At 73.8% G+C, this 17,501-nt stretch carries 16 protein-coding genes; 12 read left to right on the top strand and 4 right to left on the bottom strand.

Features of this window, described 5'->3' with window-relative positions:
- Positions 1 to 125 precede the first annotated feature (125 nt).
- From dnaK to FZ988_RS16445, 4 genes are all read left to right on the top strand, one after another.
- A complete protein-coding gene (gene dnaK, locus FZ988_RS16460) occupies positions 126 to 1,982 on the top strand; it encodes a molecular chaperone DnaK (RefSeq protein ID WP_149205124.1) in 1,857 nt (618 codons plus the stop codon).
- Positions 1,979 to 2,584, top strand: a complete 606-nt coding sequence (gene grpE, locus FZ988_RS16455; protein WP_149205123.1) for a nucleotide exchange factor GrpE — start codon at positions 1,979 to 1,981, stop codon at positions 2,582 to 2,584. Before dnaK ends, grpE begins: the two co-directional genes overlap by 4 nt.
- Positions 2,585 to 2,666: 82 nt before the next feature.
- A complete protein-coding gene (locus FZ988_RS16450) occupies positions 2,667 to 3,698 on the top strand; it encodes a DnaJ C-terminal domain-containing protein (protein WP_149205122.1) in 1,032 nt (343 codons plus the stop codon).
- Positions 3,699 to 3,767: 69 nt separating this feature from the next.
- Positions 3,768 to 4,178 (top strand): heat shock protein transcriptional repressor HspR, encoded by a 411-nt coding sequence (locus FZ988_RS16445; RefSeq protein ID WP_149205168.1) that lies wholly within the window; start codon positions 3,768 to 3,770, stop codon positions 4,176 to 4,178.
- Between the two features lie 86 nt (positions 4,179 to 4,264).
- Here FZ988_RS16445 and FZ988_RS16440 read toward each other — a convergent pair whose 3' ends face one another.
- A complete protein-coding gene (locus FZ988_RS16440; protein WP_149205121.1) occupies positions 4,265 to 5,032 on the bottom strand; it encodes a hypothetical protein in 768 nt (255 codons plus the stop codon).
- A 264-nt stretch (positions 5,033 to 5,296) separates the two neighbouring features.
- Here FZ988_RS16440 and FZ988_RS16435 point away from each other — a divergent pair, with 264 nt between their 5' ends.
- On the top strand, positions 5,297 to 8,542 hold the full coding sequence (locus FZ988_RS16435; protein ID WP_188079151.1) for a sigma-70 family RNA polymerase sigma factor: 3,246 nt from the start codon (positions 5,297 to 5,299) through the stop codon (positions 8,540 to 8,542).
- 152 nt (positions 8,543 to 8,694) lie between these two features.
- On the opposite strand, the gene FZ988_RS16430 is transcribed toward FZ988_RS16435, so the two are convergent.
- Together FZ988_RS16430 and FZ988_RS16425 are read right to left on the bottom strand one after the other, a co-directional pair.
- Positions 8,695 to 9,483 carry an NAD(P)H-binding protein gene (locus tag FZ988_RS16430; RefSeq protein WP_149205119.1) on the bottom strand — a complete coding sequence of 263 codons (789 nt, stop codon included), beginning with the start codon at positions 9,481 to 9,483 and terminating at the stop codon, positions 8,695 to 8,697.
- 10 nt (positions 9,484 to 9,493) lie between these two features.
- Positions 9,494 to 10,240 carry a glycosyltransferase family 2 protein gene (locus FZ988_RS16425; protein WP_149205118.1) on the bottom strand — a complete coding sequence of 249 codons (747 nt, stop codon included), beginning with the start codon at positions 10,238 to 10,240 and terminating at the stop codon, positions 9,494 to 9,496.
- A gap of 175 nt (positions 10,241 to 10,415) precedes the next feature.
- Here FZ988_RS16425 and idi point away from each other — a divergent pair, with 175 nt between their 5' ends.
- From idi to FZ988_RS16390, 7 genes are all read left to right on the top strand, one after another.
- Positions 10,416 to 10,952 carry an isopentenyl-diphosphate Delta-isomerase gene (idi, locus tag FZ988_RS16420; RefSeq protein ID WP_149205117.1) on the top strand — a complete coding sequence of 179 codons (537 nt, stop codon included), beginning with the start codon at positions 10,416 to 10,418 and terminating at the stop codon, positions 10,950 to 10,952.
- Entirely contained in the window at positions 10,949 to 12,055 is a 1,107-nt protein-coding gene (locus FZ988_RS16415) for a polyprenyl synthetase family protein (protein WP_149205116.1), read from the top strand. The genes idi and FZ988_RS16415 overlap by 4 nt, the downstream gene beginning before the upstream one ends.
- Positions 12,040 to 12,948, top strand: coding sequence for a phytoene/squalene synthase family protein (locus FZ988_RS16410; RefSeq protein WP_149205115.1), 909 nt, complete (start codon positions 12,040 to 12,042; stop codon positions 12,946 to 12,948). The genes FZ988_RS16415 and FZ988_RS16410 overlap by 16 nt, the downstream gene beginning before the upstream one ends.
- Positions 12,945 to 14,705 (top strand): phytoene desaturase family protein, encoded by a 1,761-nt coding sequence (crtI, locus tag FZ988_RS16405; RefSeq protein WP_149205114.1) that lies wholly within the window; start codon positions 12,945 to 12,947, stop codon positions 14,703 to 14,705. The genes FZ988_RS16410 and crtI overlap by 4 nt, the downstream gene beginning before the upstream one ends.
- Positions 14,702 to 15,079, top strand: coding sequence for a lycopene cyclase domain-containing protein (locus FZ988_RS16400; RefSeq protein WP_149205113.1), 378 nt, complete (start codon positions 14,702 to 14,704; stop codon positions 15,077 to 15,079). The genes crtI and FZ988_RS16400 overlap by 4 nt, the downstream gene beginning before the upstream one ends.
- Positions 15,076 to 15,390, top strand: a complete 315-nt coding sequence (locus FZ988_RS16395) for a lycopene cyclase domain-containing protein (protein ID WP_149205112.1) — start codon at positions 15,076 to 15,078, stop codon at positions 15,388 to 15,390. Before FZ988_RS16400 ends, FZ988_RS16395 begins: the two co-directional genes overlap by 4 nt.
- A gap of 104 nt (positions 15,391 to 15,494) precedes the next feature.
- Positions 15,495 to 16,346 carry a prenyltransferase gene (locus FZ988_RS16390; protein ID WP_188079155.1) on the top strand — a complete coding sequence of 284 codons (852 nt, stop codon included), beginning with the start codon at positions 15,495 to 15,497 and terminating at the stop codon, positions 16,344 to 16,346.
- 51 nt (positions 16,347 to 16,397) lie between these two features.
- Here the strand turns inward: FZ988_RS16390 and FZ988_RS16385 are convergent, their stop codons facing one another.
- Positions 16,398 to 17,465: a ribonucleotide-diphosphate reductase subunit beta gene (locus FZ988_RS16385; protein ID WP_149205110.1), complete on the bottom strand. Its 1,068-nt coding sequence runs from the start codon at positions 17,463 to 17,465 to the stop codon at positions 16,398 to 16,400.
- Positions 17,466 to 17,501: the final 36 nt, after the last annotated feature.

Genomic DNA, 17,501 nt, shown 5'->3' with positions numbered 1-17,501 from the left:
GGACTTGCACCCGCGGGCCGCGCGGCGCAGACTTGAGCCCAGCAGGCTCAAAGACAGCCGCCGCCCGGTCCTGACATCGAGGGACCAGGGCGCAGGCACACGGAATCGACGAAGGAGCACCTCCCATGGCACGAGCGGTCGGAATCGACCTCGGCACCACCAACTCCGTGGTCGCCGTCCTGGAGGGCGGCGAGCCCACCGTCATCGCGAACGCCGAGGGTGCGCGCACGACGCCGTCCGTCGTCGCGTTCTCCAAGACCGGCGAGGTGCTGGTCGGCGAGGTCGCCAAGCGACAGGCCGTCACCAACGTCGACCGCACCATCAGCTCGGTCAAGCGCCACATGGGCACGGACTGGAGCGTCGCGGTCGACGACAAGAAGTACAACGCGCAGGAGATCTCGGCGCGCGTGCTCGGCAAGCTCAAGCGCGACGCCGAGGAGTACCTGGGCGAGCCCGTCACCGACGCGGTCATCACGGTCCCCGCGTACTTCAACGACGCCGAGCGTCAGGCCACGAAGGACGCCGGCCAGATCGCCGGCCTGAACGTCCTGCGGATCGTCAACGAGCCGACCGCGGCCGCGCTCGCCTACGGCCTCGAGAAGGGCAAGGAGGACGAGCTCATCCTCGTCTTCGACCTCGGCGGCGGCACGTTCGACGTGTCCCTGCTCGAGGTGGGCAAGGACGAGGACCAGTTCTCGACCATCCAGGTCCGTGCGACGTCGGGCGACAACCGGCTCGGCGGCGACGACTGGGACAACCGGATCGTCGAGCACCTCATCAAGGAGGTCAAGAACACCGCGGGTGTCGACCTGTCCAAGGACAAGATCGCGCTCCAGCGTCTGCGCGAGGCGGCCGAGCAGGCCAAGAAGGAGCTCTCGTCCGCGACGAGCACCAACATCTCGATGCAGTACCTCTCGATGAGCGAGAACGGCCCCATCCACCTGGACTCCAAGCTCACGCGGGCGCAGTTCCAGCAGATGACGGCCGACCTGATCGAGCGCACCAAGGCGCCCTTCAACGCGGTCATCCGCGACGCGGGCATCTCGCTGGCCGACATCGACCACGTGGTCCTCGTCGGTGGCTCGACGCGCATGCCGGCCGTGGCCGACGTCGTGCGGGAGCTCACGGGCGGCAAGGAGCCCAACAAGGGCGTCAACCCGGACGAGGTCGTCGCCGTCGGCGCCGCGCTCCAGGCCGGTGTCATCAAGGGTGAGCGCAAGGACGTGCTGCTCATCGACGTGACCCCCCTGAGCCTCGGCATCGAGACCAAGGGCGGCGTGATGACCAAGCTCATCGAGCGCAACACGGCCATCCCGACCAAGCGCAGCGAGATCTTCTCCACGGCGGACGACAACCAGCCGTCGGTGCTGATCCAGGTCTTCCAGGGCGAGCGCGAGTTCGCGCGGGACAACAAGCCGCTCGGCACGTTCGAGCTCACGGGCATCGCGCCCGCGCCCCGCGGCGTCCCGCAGATCGAGGTCACGTTCGACATCGACGCGAACGGCATCGTGCACGTGTCCGCCAAGGACCGCGGCACCAACAAGGAGCAGTCGATGACGATCACCGGCGGCTCGGCCCTCGCGAAGGACGAGATCGACCGGATGATCAAGGAGGCCGAGGCGCACGCCGCCGAGGACAAGCAGCGTCGCGAGGAGGCCGAGGTCCGCAACCAGGCCGAGTCGCTCGCCTACTCCACGGAGAAGGTGCTCGCGGACAACGGCGACAAGGTGCCCGAGGACGTCAAGACCGAGGTCACCGCCGCGATCGCCGAGGTCCGCACCGCGCTCGAGGGCACGGACGTCGAGGCCGTGAAGTCCAAGCACGCCGCGCTCGCCGCGGTGAGCCAGAAGATCGGCGAGGCCATCTACAAGGCCGAGAGCGAGACCCCCGAGGCCGCGCCCGAGACCGAGCAGCCGTCGTCGTCCGCCTCGGACGAGGACGTCGTCGACGCCGAGATCGTGGACGAGGACGAGAAGAAGTGACGGACGAGACCACCACCGCGGGCGGGTCGGAGGACCCGACCCGCCCGCGGTTCACCGACAAGCGACGCATCGACCCGGAGACGGGCGCCGTGCGCGAGCCGGCGCACACCGACGCGGGCACGACGCCGGGCTCCCGGCCCGACGACGCGGCGGCCGCACCGGGCGGGGACCTCGAGACCGCGCAGGCCCTCGCGGCGGAGCGGCTCGACGACCTGCAGCGGCTCCAGGCCGAGTACGTCAACTACCGCAAGCGCGTGGACCGTGACCGGCTCGTCGCACGCGACCAGACGGTCGTCGCCATGGTCGAGGCGCTCATCGGCGTGCTCGACGAGGTCGAGCTCGCACGCCAGCACGGCGAGCTCGGTGAGGGTCCGTTCGCGTCGATCGCGGAGAAGCTCGAGACGAGCCTGGGACGCTTCGGCTGGGAGCGGTACGGCGTCGAGGGCGAGGCCTTCGACCCGAACGTGCACGAGGCGCTCATGCACGAGCACTCCGACGACGTGACCGAGGCGACGGTGGTGCGTGTGCTCCAGCCGGGTCACCGCGTGGGCGAGCGCATCGTGCGCGCCGCGCGCGTGGCGGTCGCGGAGCCGGGCGCCTGAGCGCCATGGGGTCAGGTCCGGGACGGGCCCGCGCAGCCGATGCGCGGGCCCGGACCGCACGAGCAGCGGAAGGAGGTAGGTGATGGCCGGGCAGGACTGGTTCGAGAAGGACTTCTACGCGACCCTCGGCGTGCCCAAGAACGCGGACGCCGCGGCGATCAAGAAGGCCTACCGCAAGCTCGCCCGCACGCTGCACCCCGACCACAACCCCGACGACGCCGCCGCGGAGTCGCGCTTCAAGGAGGTCGGCGAGGCCTACGCCGTGCTCTCCGACCCCGAGCAGCGGCAGCAGTACGACGCGATCCGCGCGATGGCCGGCGGCGGCGCACGCTTCTCCGCACCGGGTGGCCCCGGCGGCGGCTCGGGTGCGGCCGGGTTCGAGGACCTCTTCGGCGGGCTGTTCGGTGGCGGCGGTGGTGCCGGTGGCGCCGGCTCGCGCGTCAGGTACTCGACGGGCGGGCAGGGCGGCCAGGTCCCGCCCGGCTTCGAGGACATCCTCGGTGGCCTTTTCGGGGGTGGTGGCGGCGGGGGAGCGCCCGCCGGCTTCCGGCCCAACCGGGGCGCCCAGCGCGGCGTCGACATCGAGGCGAGCACGACACTGCCCTTCCGGCAGGCCGTCGAGGGCTCGACCGTGACGATCGGCGTCGAGGGCCGACGCGTGACCGCGCGCATCCCCGCGGGTGTGCGCGACGGTCAGAAGATCCGGCTGCGTGGCAAGGGTCGGCCGGGCGAGGGTGGCGCGGCGGCCGGTGACCTGGTCATCGCCGTGAAGGTCGAGCCGCACCCGGTGTTCTCCCTCGACGGGCGCGACCTGCGTGTGACCGTGCCCGTGACGTTCGCGGAGGCGGCGCTCGGTGCGCAGGTCGAGGTCCCGACCCTCGACGGCGGGACGGTGCGCGTCAAGATCCCCGAGGGGACGCCGTCGGGCCGGACCCTGCGCGTGCGGGGCCGGGGCGTGAAGCAGGGCACGACGTCGGGCGACCTGCTCGTCAGCGTGCAGGTCGCCGTCCCGCAACGGCTGTCCGCCGAGGCGCGGGAGGCCGTCGAGACCTTCGCGAAGGCGACCGCGGACGCCGACGTGCGCGCCGAGCTCCGCGCCCGCGCGACGCAGTAGGTGGACGTGCCGCCGTGCGCGTGAGGCGTGCGGCGGCACCCGACGAGGAGTGAGGAGGACGCGATGTCGATGGCGTACGACGCCCCGGCCTTCGTGATCTCCGTCGCCGCGGAGCTCGCAGGCATGCACCCGCAGACGCTCCGCCAGTACGACCGGCTCGGGCTCGTCTCGCCCGGTCGGACGCGCGGCCGGGGCCGCCGCTACTCGCTGCGGGACATCGCGACGCTGCGCGAGGTGCAACGCCTCTCCCAGGACGAGGGCATCAACCTCGCCGGCATCAAGCGCATCCTCGCGCTCGAGAGCGAGGTCGAGCGCCTCGAGCAGCAGGTCGAGCTCCTGCGAACCCTCGCAGACCCCGGCCGTCGGGTCTTCACCGCGGGGCCCCAGGGCGAGGTCGTCGCCGTGCCCCGTGGCCACCGGCCCGCGCGCGTCACGTCGACCGGTGCGCTCGTCGTGTGGCGCCCCGCGCACCGCGACTGACCCGGAACGCCGTGAGCGGGGCCGCATCGGCGTGGTGCCGGTGCGGCCCCGCTCGCGACCGGGGGACGTTCAGGGGGTGCGGCGGGTCACCGACGCAGGTGGTTGAGGAGGTCGACGGCACGCTCGTGGGTCTCGGGGAGCGGCTCGATCCAGATGCGCGGCGGCTGGCGCAGCAGGTCGCTGATCTGCAGCTGCGCGGCCTGCTCGTTCACCTGGTCGCGCATGAGGCGCACGGTCTCGCCGAGGTCGAAGTCGCGGGCGACGAGGACGGCGAAGGCGCCGCCGCCGAGGGCCGCCATGGGGTGGCCCGGGACCAGTGCGCTGCTCAGGGCCCGACCCATCGCGGCGGACCGTGCCATGCGACGCCAGGCGGGCAGCTCCTCGGTGGCCACGTCGACGAGCACGAGGCAGTGCGTGAGGAAGGCGTGGTGCGCGTGCTTGCGGGCGGCCCCGTAGGTCTCGCCGAGCCGCACCGCGAGGTACTCGAGGGTCGGCAGGCCGGACTCGGGCTCGATGCACGCGGCCTGGACGGGGATCCCCTCGACCGCCACGGCCCAGCCCTCGCACAGCGCGCGCACGACGTCGAGGCCCGGCTCGAGGCCGATGAGCCCGTAGAGCGCAGCGACGTCGTCCAGGGTCTCCGCGATGCCGACGCCCGCGGCCCCTCGGGACTCGCCGAGCCGCGCGGCTGCGGCAAGGGGTGACCCGCCGCTCACGATGGCCTCGACGAGCGCGTCGACGGCCGGGTGGTACCAGTCGCCGGGCCGCAGCCAGACGGCGTCGACCGTCACGGCACGCCACTGCTCACGCAAGGCCACTGCGCCCGCGTCGTGGAGCTGCTCGGTCTCCGTCACGGGGGATGAGAGCGGTCAGGTCCGTGCCTATGACGCCGGTTCGGACACCTCATTTCCTCGGGCGGGCTGCCGATGAGTGCCAGACGGCTGCTGCCGATGTCACCCTTGGGCACTAGCGCCTGCGCGCGCGTGTCATGAGACCCTGGGTGGCGGGCGGCAGACCGTGACAAGCAGGTCGGCGTCGTCGACGGTCACCAGTGGTGCAGCGACGGCGCCGTGCAGAGCAGGACGCATCTGACCCGGACCGAGCAGAAAGGGGTCCGCGTGAGTGTCGGCAGCGCGTGGGACCTCTCGAGCGACGCCGAGCTGATCACCGCTGTCCGCAGCGGCGAGTCGGCTGCGTTCGGCACGCTCTACGAGCGTCACGCCGGTGCCGCGCGCGCGGTCGCCCGCCAGTACTCGAACTCCTCCGCCGACGCCGAGGACGCCGTCTCGGACGCCTTCTCGCGTGTGTTCTCCGCGATCCAGGGCGGCGGCGGTCCCGATGTCGCCTTCCGTGCCTACCTCTTCACGGTCCTGCGCCGTGTCGCGCTCGACCGGGTCGAGGCCGTCCGACGTGCGCGGCCCAGCGACGACCTCGAGCTGTTCGAGGCTGCCGTGCCCGCGGCCGCGTCGACCGAGGAGCCGGCGCTCGCGGGGTTCGAGCGGGGCATCGTCTCGCAGGCCTACAAGTCGCTGCCGGAGCGGTGGCAGGCGGTCCTCTGGTACACGGAGGTCGAGGAGCTCAGCCCTGCCGAGATCGCGCCCGTCCTCGGCCTCACGGCCAACGGCGTCGCCGCCCTGGCGTACCGCGCCCGCGAGGGCCTGCGCCAGGCGTACCTCCAGCAGCACCTCGCGGCCCCCGCGGGCGAGGCGTGCACGATCGTCAACGCGAAGCTCGGCGCCTACGTGCGTGGTGGCCTCGCGAAGCGCGAGACGGCGCTCGTCGAGAGCCACCTCGAGGAGTGCGGCGCGTGCCGTGCGCTCGTCCTGGAGCTCGGTGACGTCAACCACGGCATGCGCGCCGTGATCGGTCCGCTGGTGCTCGGCGCCGTGGCGGTCGCGGTCCTGCAGGGACTCGGGTTCGGTGGCGCTGCCGGTGCGGCCGCTGCGACGGGCGGCATCGCCGCGAGCAGCGGTGTCGGTGCGGCGATGGGTGGCGGCACGGGCGCGACGGCGGGTTCGTCGACGGCCGGCTCGGGTGCGGGCGTGGGTGCTGGCTCCGGTGGTGCGGGTGGTGCCGGAGGCGCGGGCGGTGCGGGTGCGGGTGCCGGCTCGGCAGGTGCCGGTGCCGGTGCGGGCGCCGGGACTGCGGGCGTCGGTGCGGGTGCCGGGACTGCGGGTGCCGGCGTAGGAGCGGGAGCGACAGCGGTCAGCGCGGGTGTGGGCGCGGGAGCAGCGGCCACCACTGCCACTGCCGTGGGTGCCGCGAGCGGCCTCGCGGGTCTCCTCGCGGCCGTGCCCGCCGGGGCGCTGGGCCTGGCGGTGGCGGGCGTCGTCGTCGTCGGCGGGGCCGTGGGCGTCGCGGGCAGCCTCGGCGCGTTCTCGCAGGACCCGCCGGCCGTCGCCGACGCGACCCCGAGCCCTGACGCCGATGACACGACGGGCACGGCCGACGACGACGCCGACCTTCGCACGCAGCCCACCGCGGAGCCGTCGACGCAGCCGACGCAGCCCGTGGTCGAGCCCCCGGCGGACCTGACCGACCCCACGAACATCCCCGACGACGACTCCGCCGTGCAGACGAGCGGCTCGACGAGGCCGCCCGCCGTCGTGCCGGGCCCGGCAGCCGACGACCCGGCCGACGACCCGACGCCGACGCCCGACCTCGTCGTGCAGGAGCCGGGTGAGCTGGCCCTGACGGCGGGGGTCGCCGAGGTCGTCAGCGTGACCGTCGAGAACAGGGGCACGGGCAGCGCGGACGAGGTGCGCACCGAGTTCGTCTTCGCCGACGGCGTCGGGTGGGACGTGCGGGCCCTGGCCCCGGTCACGGGCGGCGCAGGGGCGTCCCGCGCGGCCGTGTCGACGGGCGGCTGGGCGTGCGTCCGGTCGACCGCGACGACCGCGACGTGCACGACGCGTGACCTCGCACCTGGCGACTCGGCGACGCTGCGCGCAGCCGTGCTGATCGCGGACGACGGCACCCTCGACGCGAGCCGCGACCTCTCCATCGGCATGGCCACCTGGGCCCCCGGCGCCTCGCAGCGCCCCACGCCGACGTTCAAGCCCGCGCGCGTCGCCTCCGCCCCGGCGGACGTCGTGATCGGCGCAGCCTCGGGTGCCACGACCCTGACCGGAAGCACGAGCGCGGTCCAGGCGGCGACCGTCACCGTCCCCGTGAGCAACGAGGGCCGGACGACGGCGCGCGATGTCGCGGCGACCGTCGCCGTGCCCGGTGGCCTCCCGGCCGGCGTGACGATCGAAGGCGTGGCGCCGTGGTCCTGCGGCGCCCCCAGCTCGGGTGCCCTGGCCTGCACGCTCCCGGCGCTCGCGCCCAAGAGCGCCCAGCCGCTGTCGCTGACCCTGCGTGCCGCAGTCCCCGACCTGACCGCGGGCACGGGCCTGCTGGACGTCGCCCGTGCGGCCGAGGTCCAGGTGCACGTCCCGGCGGCGGGCCCGGCCGTGGCCGTCGCCCCGGTGACGATCACCTCTGCTCCTGCGCAGCTCGTGGCCTCGATCGGCGGCGACGCCCGCGTCGGCCGCGGCGCGGTCCACACGACGAGCGTGGTGCTCGAGAACCACGGCGGGACGACGGCGAACGCGAGCGCGACCGTCACGTTCCCGAACGGGTGGAACGCGGCGGGCGGTGCCTGGCGCTCGTGCGGCGCGCCCTCCCAGGTGTGCACCGACGTCCCCGTCGCACCTGGCGTCGGCGCACGCGCGACCACTGTCCCCCTGGACGTCGTGGTGCCCGGGTCCGCGAGCAACGGAGCCCACCGCGTGACCCTGGACGCGACGGCGCCCGGCGCTGCCGTGCTCCGCGACGAGCTGTCCGTGACCGTCCTCGAGCCCGGTCGTCTCGCACTGACCGTCCCGGCCGACCACGGCTACATCAGCGGCCGCGTCGAGGAGTTCAGCGCGTCCGTCGGGAACGACGGCGAGGCGCCGCTCACGGGGGTTGCCGTCACGGTGACCCTGCCTCCGGCGGTGCTGTGGGAGTCCGTACCGTCAGGAACGGGTTGGGAGTGTCTCGCCGTGCACGGCAGCAACGCCCCCGCGACGTGCACGCGGACCGCCCCGCTCGAGGTCGGCGCCGATGCGACGCTCTCGATGTCGTTCCTGGTCCGTGGGCAGGCGCCCGACCGCGCGGTGACGGTTACGGCGAGCGCCGAGGGCGTGGACGCCATCTCCGAGACCACGCGCCTGCTGCCTGAGTGCGAGCCCGTGTGGGTCCAGGGGGCCTTCTACGCCAAGGGCGCCGTCGTCTCGTACGACTTCATCAACTACGAGCGCCTCCGGAGCGAGACCGCGTACTACATCCCGCCGCAGATCCCCGACCTGTGGAAGCCGCTCGGAGCGTGCGCGGCCTGAGGCTGCCTGTCCGCCGGTAGCCGGACGGCTCGCCGTGCGCGCTTCTCGGCGCAGGCCGGTCCGCTGCTGCCACGATCCGAGCCGCGGCCCGGTCGTACCCCACCCGCTGGCCCGGCCACGCTCCCACCCCGCGGCCAGGCGGCCGCGAGAGCTCAGTCGTCCGCGCGGTGCCGCCCCCGCCCCGGCGGGATGTCCTCTGGCCCGCGGGGCAGGCCGGCCGCGTGACCGTCGTCCTCGAGCTCGGTGGCCTCCTCGCGGATGGCGCTCGCGGACGCGTCTCCGGGCTCGCCGCGCGCGGCACCCTGGACGGCGGCATCCACGAGGTCGTTGCCGGCGACGAGCTCGAGCGTGAGGCCGGCCGTCGCGGGCTCGTCGAGGAGCGCGACGAGCACGGCGGCGACGTCGTCCCGGCTGACCTGGCCCTGCTCCGTGCGGGACTCGAGGCGCACACGGCCGGTGCCCGGCTCGTCGGTCAGGCCGCCGGGCCGCAGCACCGTCCAGTCGAGGTCGCGGCCACGGACCTCGCCCTCCGCGGCCGCCTTGGCGTGCAGGTAGGCCCGGAACACGTCGTCGGCCACCTGCTCGACGGAGTCGACGCCCATGGAGGACACGAGGAGGTAGCGGCGGACGCCCGAGCGCTCAGCGGCGTCCGCGAGGAGCACCGCGGCGCCCCGGTCGACGCTGTCCTTGCGGGCGGCGCCCGAGCCCGGCCCGGCACCGGCGGCGAACACGACGGCGTCGGCCTCCGCGAGCATCGGGGCGAGCTCCTCGACGGTGGCCCGCTCGAGGTCGACCAGGCCTGCCTGGCCACCGGCGGCGACGACGTCGGGCGCGTGGTCGGGGTTCCGGACGAGGCCGACGACGGTGTCTCCGCGCTGCGCGAGCAGGCGCGTCAGACGCAGGCTGATCTGGCCGTGACCTCCGGCGATGACGATGCGCATGGGCGCCACGCTAGGTGGCGGAGCCCCGGTGCGCACGTGAGCGCTCGGCCCACCGCCGCCATGGGGGCATGCGGCGCCAGTTGACCGCGAGGGTGTGGAAGGCGCGGGCGAAGCGTCGGCGCAGCTGGGCGCGCCCGTGCAGGGAACGGCCGGAGACCGCGACGACGAGGGTCCGGTCGTGGACGATGCGGGTGCGGGGACCGAGCGCGAAGGCGAGGTCGGCGTCGTCGTGCACCTCCGGGTCGGTGCGGTGGACGGTGCCGGTGACGCGGAGCCAGGACGAGCGGCGCATCGCCATGTTGGAGCCCCAGAGCGGCGGGTGGCCGAGCGCGGCGTGCATGGACGCGTAGTACGCCCCGAGGTACAGCCGGCCGACGACGGCGGCCTGCAGCGGCCCGACGTCGTAGAACCGTCCGGCGCCCGTGAGGGCGTCGAGCGCAGGGTCGGCGGCGAACTGGGCCTCGATGCGTTCGAGCCAGTCGGGCGGGGCCACGGTGTCGGCGTCGCAGCGCACGACGACGTCGCCGAGCGCGGCGTCGTAGCCGGTGCTCGCGGCGGCGGGGATGCCGCGGGCGGGCTCGGTGACCACGCGTGCGCCGTGGTCGGTGGCGACGGCTGCGCTGTCGTCCCGCGAGCCGTTGTCCACGACGACGACCTCGAGGGGTGCGAGCGTCTGGTCGGCCAGGGCGGCCAGGCACCGGCGCAGCGCGAGGGCGTCGTCCTTGACGGGGATGACGACGGACAGCGTGGGTGCCATGGCACCTCCTCTCCCGTTCCTGTCGCAGCGCGGGCCCTCAGGGCGGACGATGGGGGTCCAGGGTCGCAGGGGGACGTGGCCGACGCTCGACGGGGAGCGTCGCACGCCAGCCGCCAGGTATGCTCAGCATACTGAGTATTTCCGCGGCGGACCCGGCGCGGGGAAGGGGCCCACCATGACGACAGCCGAGACGGTCGTCCTCCTCACCGAGGACGGCGAGCCCGTGGGCACCGCCGACAAGGCCACCGTGCACACCCACGACACCCCGCTGCACCTCGCGTTCTCCTGCCACGTGCTCGACGCCGACGGCATGGTCCTCGTGACGCGGCGTGCCCTCGCCAAGAAGACGTGGCCCGGCGTGTGGACCAACAGCGTGTGCGGCCACCCCGGCCCCGGCGAGTCCATGGAGGACGCCGTGCGGCGGCGCGCGCGTGACGAGCTCGGCCTCGAGCTCGCCGACGTGCGCCTCGTCGCCCCCGACTTCCGGTACCGCGCGACCGACGCGTCGGGCATCGTCGAGAACGAGATCTGCCCCGTCCACACGGCGCGGGCCGTGGGCCTGCCCCGGCCGAACCCCGACGAGGTCATGGACCACGCGTGGGTCGAGCCCGACGCCCTGCGCCGGGCGATCGACGCGGCCCCCTGGGCGTTCAGCCCCTGGCTCGTCAGCTCCGCGGTGGACCTCCCGCACCTCCAGGGCGGCGTTCCGTGAGCACGACGACGCTCACCGAGACCGACCTCGACGAGCAGGTCGAGCGCCTGCTCACGCACGTGCTCGACGACGCGTCGCAGCGGGCCAGGCAGTTCGGGCCCCGGTACGTGCTCCTGTGGCGCGAGATCGAGCGGAGCGTGCGCGGCGGCAAGCGGTTCCGGTCGGCGATGGTGCTGCGCACCCACGCCGGCCTCGGCGGCGACCTCCGCGAGGCGGCCGTGGCCGTGGCGTGCGGGTTCGAGATGCTGCACACGTCCTTCCTCGTGCACGACGACCTCATCGACCACGACACGGTACGCCGCGGTCAGCCGAACCTCGCGGCCACGATGCGGGCCGAGGTGCTGGGCGCCGGGCACGGCTCCGAGCAGGCCCTGCGCTGGTCCGAGGCCGCGGCCGTCCTCGCCGGCGACCTCGCGCTGAGCCAGGCCCACCGGCTCATCGGCGGGGCGCCCGTGCCCGCGGAGCTGCGGGACGCCCTACGTGACCTGCTCGACGAGACCCTGCTCGTGTCCGCCGGTGGCGAGCTCGCGGACACGGCCTTCGGCCTCGGCCTCGAGGCGCCGACGCTCGAGGAGTCGCTGCTCGTCGCGGAGTCCAAGACCGCGATGTACTCGTTCCGGGCGCCGCTGCGCGCGGGCGCCGTGCTCGCGCGCGCACCCCGTGCCGTGCTCGAGGAGCTCGACGGCCTCGGCCGCCTCCTCGGCCGCGCGTTCCAGCTCGTCGACGACCTGCTCGGGGTGTTCGCACCCGAGGCGGAGACCGGCAAGAGCAACCTGTCCGACCTGCGCGAGGGCAAGCGCACCCCGCTCATCCTGCACGCGCGCACCATGCCCGTCTGGGCGGAGCTCGCCGACCACCTGGGCCGGCCCGACCTCGACCAGGCGACGGCCGCGCACCTGCGCAGGGCCCTGGCCCGGTCGGTCGCCCCCGCGATGGTGCAGGATGCCGTGGGGGCCGACCTCGGCCAGATCTCCGCACGGCTGGCCGACGGCGCGCTCCCGCCCGGCGCGGCAGCGGTGGTCTCGTCGGTCGCCGCCCAGATCGGTGCGGCCCTCGACGACGTCGCGCGACACATCGAGGAGGCCCGGTGCCCGCCCGCCTGACGCTCTACGACACGGTCGCTCAGCGCGCCGCGGACCTCGTGGTCCGGGAGTACTCGACGAGCTTCGGGCTCGCCACCAGGATCCTCGCGGCGCACTGCCGCACGGACATCCGCAACGTGTACGCCCTGGTCAGGCTCGCGGACGAGGTCGTCGACGGTGCCGCAGCCGAGGCGGGCGGCGACGCGGTGGAGGCGGGGCGGCTCCTCGACGCGCTCGAGGCCGAGACGGAGCGCGCCCTGGAGCGCGGCTACTCGACGAACCTCCTCGTCCACGCCTTCGCGCGCACGGCCCGCCGCGCGGGGATCCGCGAGGACCTCACGCGCCCCTTCTTCGCGTCGATGCGCATGGACCTCGAGCGGACGGTGCACGACGCCGAGAGCCTCGCGACCTACGTGTACGGCTCGGCCGAGGTCGTCGGGCTCATGTGCCTGCGGGTCTTCCTCCTCGACGTGCCGCCCGCGGAGCGCGAGGCCCGGTACGAGCGCCTGACCCCCGGGGCACGGGCTCTCGGCGCCGCCTTCCAGAAGATCAACTTCTTGCGGGACCTCGCCGACGACAGCGACCGGCTCGGCCGCAGCTACTTCGTGGACGTGGACCCGCAGAACCTCACCGAGGAGCAGAAGCGCGTGATCCTGGCCGACATCGAGAACGACCTGCGGCTCGCGGCGACCGCCATGGCCGGGCTGCCCGGTGCGGCCCGCCGTGCGGTGGCCGTCGCGTACGGGCTCTTCGCGGAGCTCACGCGCCGGCTGTCGGTGACCCCGGCGGCGGAGATCGCGCGAACCCGCGTCCGCGTCCCTGGGCCCGTCAAGGTCCGTGTCGCCGCGCGCGCCCTGCGCGGCGGCGGGTCCCGGCCCACGCCCGGCCGGCTCGCACCGGCGGGTGCCCGATGACCGCCGACGGGACCGCGGCGGGCATCCGTCGGCGTCCGGCCGTCGTCATCGGGGGCGGTGTCGCGGGCCTCGCCACGTCCGCGCTGCTCGCGCGCGACGGCTGGGACGTCACCGTGCTCGAGGCGCGCGACGACGTCGGCGGGCGCGCCGCACCGTGGCGCAGCGACGGCTTCCGCTTCGACATCGGCCCGTCGTGGTACCTCATGCCCGAGGTCTTCGACCACTGGTTCCGGCTCCTGGGGACGTCCGCGGACGAGCAGCTCGACCTCGTGCGCCTCGACCCGGCCTACCGCGTGTACTACGAGGAGCACGAGCCCCTCGACATCCGCTCGGACCTCGAGGACAGCGTCCGGCTGTTCGAGGAGATCGAGCCCGGCGCCGGCGAGCGCCTGCGCGCCTACCTCGCGTCGGCGTCGCAGGCGTACACGATCGCGACCCGCCACTTCCTGTACACGACGTTCGCGTCCCTGGTCCGCAGCGCGCACCCGGACGTGCTCCGTCACCTGCCCGAGCTCGTGCGCCTGCTCACCCAGTCCCTCGAGTCGCGCATCCGGGGCACCGTCGACGACACCCGGCTCCAGCAGGTCCTCGGGTACCCCGCCGTGTTCCTCGGCTCCGCGCCGCGCCTCACGCCGAGCATGTACCACCTCATGAGCTACCTCGACCTGACCGACGGCGTGCTCTACCCCCGCGGCGGCTTCGGCGAGCTGGTCGACGCGATGCGTCGCGTCGCCGAGAAGGAGGGCGTGCGGATCCGCACGGGCGCCGACGTCACGGCCCTGACGACGACGCCCCTGCCCGTCGCGCCGCTGAGCGGCCCCGCCGCGGGCGTTCGCGCGGCCCTCGCGAAGGCACCGGCGTGGCTCGGCGGGTTCGACGGCTCCGGGCACCGTGCCCGCGCGACAGGCGTCCGGTACCGCGACGCCGACGGCCGCACGCACGAGCTTGCGGCCGACGTCGTCGTCTCGACCGCGGACCTGCACCACACCGAGCAGCAGCTGCTGCCCGCCGAGCTGCGCTCCTACTCGCCGGGCTGGTGGCGCAAGCAGGTGCCGGGACCGAGCGCCGTGATGCTCTACCTCGGCGTGCGCGGGCCCCTGCCGCAGATCGAGCACCACAGCCTCTTCTTCGCGGACAGCTGGGACCGGACGTTCGACCGGATCTTCGCGCCGCTGACCGACGCGCCGCCCGCCCGTATGCCGGACCCGACGTCCGTGTACGTGAGCCGCGTGACCGCGACCGACCCGACGGCCGCGCCCGAGGGCATGGAGAACATCGTCGTCCTGGTGCCGGTGCCGCCCGACGTGCGCCTCGGCCGCGGTGGCCTCGACGGCACGGGTGACCCGTGGGTCGAGGAGCTCGCCGACGCGGTCATCGGTCAGATCGCCTCGTGGACCGGTGTCGACGACCTCGCCGAGCGCGTCGTGCTGCGGCGCACCGTGGGGCCCGCGGACTGGGCGGAGGACCTGCGCGCCTGGCGCGGGACCGCGCTCGGCCCCGCGCACACGCTCGGCCAGAGCGCGATGTTCCGTGCGGGCAACGTCTCGCGCCGCGTCGCGGGCCTGCTGTACGCGGGCGGGTCGGTGATCCCCGGCATCGGGCTGCCGATGTGCCTGATCTCCGCGGAGCTCGTGGTCAAGCGCCTGCGGGGCGACGTGTCCTCCGGGCCGCTGGCCGAGCCGCTCGGGTCGCGCATGCCCGACCTCCCGGCGGTCGCGGACCTGCGGACGCACGCCGGCGGCGAGGCGCGCGCATGAGCCTGGCGTACGCCGGTGCGCTCGCCCTCTCGATCCTCGGCATGGTGATCCTCGACCACCGCCACCGGCTGTTCTTCTTCGCCGATGCCCGACGCGCGGCGGTCGTCCTGCTCGCGGGCGTCGCGTTCTTCGTGGCGTGGGACCTCGCGGGCGTCGGCCTCGGCATCTTCGCGCGCGGGCAGACGCCGTACATGACGGGCATCCTGCTCGCGCCGCACCTCCCGATCGAAGAGATCGGGTTCCTGGTGCTGCTGAGCTACCTCACGATGAACCTGTACGCGGCGTTCGCGCGCTGGTCCCCGCGCGGTCGGCGGTCGACGACCGGGGCACCGGCGGCGGTCTCCGGCGAGGGCCGCCCGGGAGGTGCGCGGTGACGTACCTGTGGCTCGCCCTCGCGTTCGTGGCCGTCGCCGCCGTGGTGGCGGTCGTCGTCCGACGCCGGACCGGGCTGCCCCGGGCGCGCCCGGTGGCCCTCGCGTTCGTCGCGCTCGCGGTCATGACCGTCGTCTTCGACAACCTCATGATCCGGGCGGGCCTGTTCACCTACGGCCAGGCCCACCTCGTCGGCATCGACCTCGGCGTCGCGCCGGTCGAGGACCTCAGCTACCCCCTCGCGGGCGTGCTGCTGCTGCCGGCGCTGTGGCACCTGCTGGGCCGGCGTCGTCGGGCGGAGGGTGAGAGGTGAGCCGCGTGGGCAGTGGCGGGGCCGGTGCGCCCGACGGGCCCGGGACGGCGGGCGGGGCCCGGGCGACGGGCGGTGCGGGGGCGACGGGCGGTGCGGGGGCGACGCTGCGGCAGCTCCTGGTCGCGTCGCGGCCCGTGAGCTGGGTCAACACCGCCTACCCGTTCGCCGCCGCCTACGTGATGGCGACGCGGGAGGTCGACGCGCGGCTCGTCGTCGGCACGCTGTTCTTCCTGATCCCGTACAACCTGCTGATGTACGGGATCAACGACGTGTTCGACTACGAGTCGGACCTCGCGAACCCCCGCAAGGGCGGGGTCGAGGGTGCGCTGCTCGACCGCCGGCTGCACCGCACGACGCTCCTCGCGGCCGTGCTCCTGCCCGTGCCGTTCGTGGCGTACCTCGTGGCCGTGGGGTCGCCCGTCTCCTGGGCGGTGCTCGCGTTCTCGCTGTTCGCCGTCGTCGCGTACTCGGCGCCCCGGCTCCGGTTCAAGGAGCGGCCGGTGCTGGACTCCCTGACGTCGAGCACCCACTTCGTCTCACCCGCCCTGTACGGGCTGGTGCTGGCCGGGGAGCCGATCGGCCGCGGCGCCTGGATCATCCTCGCCGCCTTCTTTGTGTGGGGCGGCGCGAGCCAGGCCTTCGGCGCCGTCCAGGACGTGGTCCCGGACCGTGCGGGCGGCATCGCGTCCGTCGCCACGGTGCTCGGCGCACGGACCACGGTGCGGCTCGCGATCGCGAGCTACCTGGCGGCGGGCCTGCTGCTGCTCGCCGTGCCGTGGCCCGGGCCTCTGGCCTCCGTGCTGGTGCTCCCGTACGCGGCCCTCGCGTGGCCGTACCGCTCGGTGCCCGACGCCGACGCCGCGCTCGCCAACCGTGGGTGGCGCAGGTTCCTGGGCGTCAACTACGTCGTCGGGTTCCTCGTCACGCAGCTGCTGATCTGGTCGGCGCTCGCCTGAGCGGGTCCGCGGCGTCGGGCGCTGTGCCCTCCCGACGCCGCGGACCGTTGCTCAGCTGCGCGCGCTCGACGCGCTCGCGTTGACCTCGTAGGACGTGTTGGTCGCCTCGAAGAAGTTGACGAGCTGAAGGGTGTCGTTGGCCGTCGCCATCCACTTCGCCGGGTTCGACGCGTTGTAGTGGGGCTCGAACCCGAGCTCCTCGAGCCGGCGGTCGGCCAGGTAGCGCACGTACTGGTTCACGTAGTCCGCGTTGAGCCCGAGGATGCCGCCCGGCAGCAGGTCCCGGTTGTACTGCTCCTCCATCGCGACGGCGTCGAGCACCATCTGGCGGATCTCGTCGGCGAACTCGGGCGTCTGCAGGTCCTCGTTCTCCTCGAGGACCGTGAGGATCAGGTTGATCCCGAACTTCAGGTGCAGGGACTCGTCGCGCACGATCCAGTCGATGAGCGACCCGAAGTTCCGCAGCAGGTTCCGCTGACGGAAGCTCAGGGCCACCATGAAGCCGCTGTAGAACCAGATGCCCTCGAGGATGATGTTGTAGGCCACGAGGTTCCGCACGAAGTCGCGCTTGCCCTCGGTCGTCGTGATGTCGAGCGTCTGCTCGGTCATCCGGCGGATGTAGTGGACCTCGAACTCCTCCTTGGCGGCCATCGACGGCACCGTCACGTGCGACTCGTACGCCTCGGCCCGGTCGATCGGGAAGGTCTCGAGCACGTACTCGAAGCTCATGCAGTGGTTGGCCTCCTCCCACATCTGCTTCGCGAGGTACAGGTGGGCCTCGGGGGCGTTGATGTAGGGGTAGACGCCGAAGGCGAGCGCCTTGTTGACCAGCAGCTCGTTCGGGTTGAAGTAGGACATGAGGAACGTGACGGCGTGCTTCTCCTCGTCCGTCATGCGGCCGAAGTCCGCGAGGTCCTCACCGAGCTGGATCTCGTTGGGGAACCACGTGTTCGCCACGGCCTGGTCGTACAGGTCCATGGCCCACTGGTAGCGGACGGGCTTGAGCAGCAGTCCCTCGGCGATGCCCGTGCCGAGGATGCCGCGGTGGGCGGGCTGGGTGGGCTCGGCGGTCCCAGTCGGCTGGGCGGCGGGCGTGGGGTCGGTCGCGTCGGTGGTCATGGTTCTCCTCGGTGCGTCAGAAGCGGGGGCGTGGTC

The organism is Actinotalea subterranea (assembly GCF_008364845.1).
GTDB classification, from domain to species: Bacteria; Actinomycetota; Actinomycetes; order Actinomycetales; family Cellulomonadaceae; genus Actinotalea; species Actinotalea subterranea.
This window is presented reverse-complemented; position numbering and strand designations above follow the sequence as displayed.